Source organism: Enorma massiliensis phI, from assembly GCF_000311845.1.
GTDB lineage: Bacteria > Actinomycetota > Coriobacteriia > Coriobacteriales > Coriobacteriaceae > Enorma > Enorma massiliensis.
In genome coordinates this window covers 452044-455278 of record NZ_HE978574.1, presented here as the reverse complement: position 1 = coordinate 455278, position 3235 = coordinate 452044, and the positions used below count along the sequence as shown (strand labels likewise).

The 3235-nt window shown below is 65.8% G+C and carries 3 protein-coding genes; all 3 read right to left on the bottom strand.

All coding sequences use genetic code 11. The features are described 5' to 3' along the window. Positions 1–78: 78 nt before the first annotated feature. A complete protein-coding gene (gene ilvD / locus HGEM_RS01790; protein ID WP_019127686.1) occupies positions 79–1743 on the bottom strand; it encodes a dihydroxy-acid dehydratase in 1665 nt (554 codons plus the stop codon). Positions 1744–2400: 657 nt separating this feature from the next. Continuing rightward, entirely contained in the window at positions 2401–2595 is a 195-nt protein-coding gene (locus tag HGEM_RS10655; protein ID WP_420834428.1) for a YdeI/OmpD-associated family protein, read from the bottom strand. Positions 2596–2808: 213 nt separating this feature from the next. Then, on the bottom strand, positions 2809–3235 hold a 427-nt coding region (locus HGEM_RS01785), incomplete at its 5' end, for a hypothetical protein (protein ID WP_035100986.1).

The following is a 3235-nucleotide window of genomic DNA, read 5'->3' as shown; positions in this document are numbered from 1 at the left end:
CTGCCGCCGACGCCCCCGCGCGCGTCGCCGGCGCGATACCGCCCGCACGCTCCGTCCCGCTCCGGTCGTTCGCGTTCGTCATGACAGATACGCCCCCTTATCTGCGCTGGTCACGAGCTTTGCATACCGGCTCAGCACGCCGGTGATGTACTTGGGCGCGGGCGGCTGCCACGCAGCGCGGCGCTGCTTGAGCTCCGCCTCGCCCACCCGCAGCTCAAGCGATCCCGCCTCGATGTCGATGTCGATGATGTCGCCCTCTTCCACGAGCGCGATGGGACCGCCTGCCGCGGCCTCAGGTGAGACATGGCCGATGCACGGACCCTTGCTCGCGCCGGAGAAGCGCCCGTCGGTGATGAGCGCCACGGACTTGTCGAGCCCCATGCCGCAGATAGCGCTCGTGGGCGTGAGCATCTCGCGCATGCCGGGACCGCCGGCCGGGCCCTCGTAGCGAATGACCACCACGTCGCCCGGGTTAATCGTCCCGCCGAAGATCGCCTTGCAAGCTTCTTCCTCGCTGTTGAACACGCGCGCAGGGCCAGAATGCCGGTACATTTCGGGCGAGCAGGCGGAACGCTTCACCACGCCGCAATCCGGTGCAAGGCTGCCGCGCATGACCTTGAGGCCGCCGATGGGGCTGTAGGCGTTTTCGATCTCGCGAACGATCTCTCCGTCCGCGGGCGGGCACTGGGCGATCCAATCCTTCATGCAGCCATGGCAGGTACACGCCGTCTCGTCGAGCAGCCCCGCTCGCCCGAGCACGCCCAGAATCGCCGGGATGCCGCCCACGGTGTTGAGGTCCTCGATATGGAGCGGCCCCGCCGGCGCGATGCGCACGATGTTCGGCGTCTCGTCGGAGATGCGATCCCAGTCGTCCATGGTGACGGGGCAGCCCGCCGCCTGCGCGATGGCCGTAAGGTGGAGCATGGTGTTGGTGGAGCCGCCGAAGGCCATGTCGAGCACCATGCCGTTGTGGATAGCCGCGGGCGTGAGGATGTCGAGCGCCGTGATACCCTTCTCGACCAGGTCCATCACCTGCATGCCCGTCTGCTTGGCGAGGCGGATGCGCTCGGAATACACGGCAGGCACGGTGCCGTTACCGGGAAGCGCCAAGCCGAGGGCCTCGGCCAGGCAGCAGATCGAGTTGGCGGTGAACATGCCCGAGCAGCTGCCGCATGTGGGGCAGGCGGTATTCTCGAGCCACGTGCACTCCTCCTCGGTCATGGTGCCCGCCGTAACCTGACCCACGGCGTCGAAAAGCGTATTCAGGTCCGTCTGCTTTCCGCACCTATCATGCCCGGCGAGCATGGGCCCGCCGGAGACGAGCATAGTGGGGATATTCAGACGCGTCGCGGCGATGAGCATGCCGGGGACGATCTTGTCGCAGCTGGGGATGAGGACCATCGCATCGAACTGGTGGCCCTGGATAGCGCACTCGACAGAATCTGCGATGACCTCGCGCGAGACCAAGCTGTAGTGCATGCCCTCATGGTTCATGGCGATGCCGTCGCACACGCCGATAGTGTTGATCTGCAGCGGCGTGCCGCCCGCCATACGAATACCCGCCTTCACGGCATCGGCGATTTGTTGGAGGTGGAGGTGCCCCGGGATAACTTCGTTCTGCGCGGAGACCACGGCGACGAGCGGGCGCTCAAGCTCCTCGTCGGTAAGGCCATCTGCCTTGAGCAGGCTCCGGTGCGGCGCACGAGCCAGCCCCTTCTTCACGGCATCGCTTCTGAGTTCCATACACCCTCGCTTCCCTTTACGCCGACGCGCGGCCAAACGGTTGGTGAAATACAGGAAATGCGAGGTCATGGCGTGGGTTCAGCGATTGCTGCGGCGATTTCCGCGCGGTCGCTTGGACGGCTGCCCGTCGGGGCTCTCGCCTACTACCCAACCCTGCTCGATGCCCGTAACGGGGGCGCCGGCGCGGCGTACTGACGAGCCTGCCGCGCGGGGGATCGCCCGGCGCAGGCACGCGTTCAGCTGCACTGCTCGAGGGGATGTTCCCAACCAGTCGCCGCGGGTTCTCACGCATCCCCGCTCGCTGTGGCACGTCCGGCCGGTACTCGCCCTGTCATCGCATTTGCTGAGTCCGGCAAGTATCGCGCGCGTAGGCGAGCACCATGCGAGCGCCCAACAAATGAAACATTTTTGAAACACTTTATTCGGCGAAAGTGCTTCATGCGAGGACGAGCGGTACGGTGGCGATTTCTAGCCACAATCCCCAAACGTCACCCATGCAAAACCACGTTACATGTCGATGTACGCATTAAGCGCCATTTTTCAGCGGCTTAATGCGTATAGCGACATGTAACATCATCGACAATCGCAAGCGGGCGTCGTCATCCGTCCCCGACTCACGGAAGACGCTTCCTGTTGGCTTCCCAGAATATTCGCCCGCTACCGCCCCTTGGGGCGCGACGTATCCGGCCAGGGCATACCTTTGTAGCGGTTGCCGGCTCGCAGCTCATCGAGCATCTGCGCGAGATGCGCCTGGCGCGTGGTCTCGCGCTTGGGACGCTCGATCCAGCTGATGTAGTCGTTGCGCTGATACGGCGGCCGACGAGTAGATCCACCATCTTTTCGGGCAAAAATGTGTCGAAACGGGGGCCTACAGAGGCCGTTTTCGGTACATTCTTGCCCAAGTATGCGAGCGAACGTTCGGGAGAGCCGTGCGCTGCGCTGGCAGCGTGCCGCCCTGGCAGCGCGCCGCGCCGGTTGTGCGCCCCACCGGTTGTGCCCCGACCTGGCAGCGCTCCGCCCCGGTTGTGCGCCGTCCGGCAGCGCCCCACCTGGCAGCGCGCCGCGCTACGCCACGATTTCCATCTGCTCCCAGGAGCCGTCCGCGCGCGGCACCTCGACGGTGCGGTAGCCAACCGACGCCGCATGGTCGTACGCCCGCTCGATTCCCCAGCACAGGTCGCCCGGCACATGGCCGTCGGAGCCAACGGTGATGGGCACACCCGCGTGGCAGAATCGCTCGAGCAAGCCCCTGGCTGGGTAATAGTCGCCCACGCCCTTTCGCCACCCCGCCGTGGAAAGCTCCACGCGCTTGCCGGTGTCGTGCGCACAGGCCACCATCTCGTCCCAGAGCGGCGCGAGGTCGATCGTGGGCGCGAGGCCGTCGTTCACGAAGCGCATGGCGAGGTCCGGGTGCGCCATCGTGTCGAAGAGCGGGCACTCGCACGCGCGGCACCAGGCCTCTGCATAGCGCCGCCAGACCTCGTCCGGGCCT

Coding starts and splice junctions, on each gene's coding strand:
- ilvD (WP_019127686.1), bottom strand. CDS start 1,743: ATGGAACTCAGAAGCGATGCCGTGAAGAAGGGGCTGGCTCGTGCGCCG.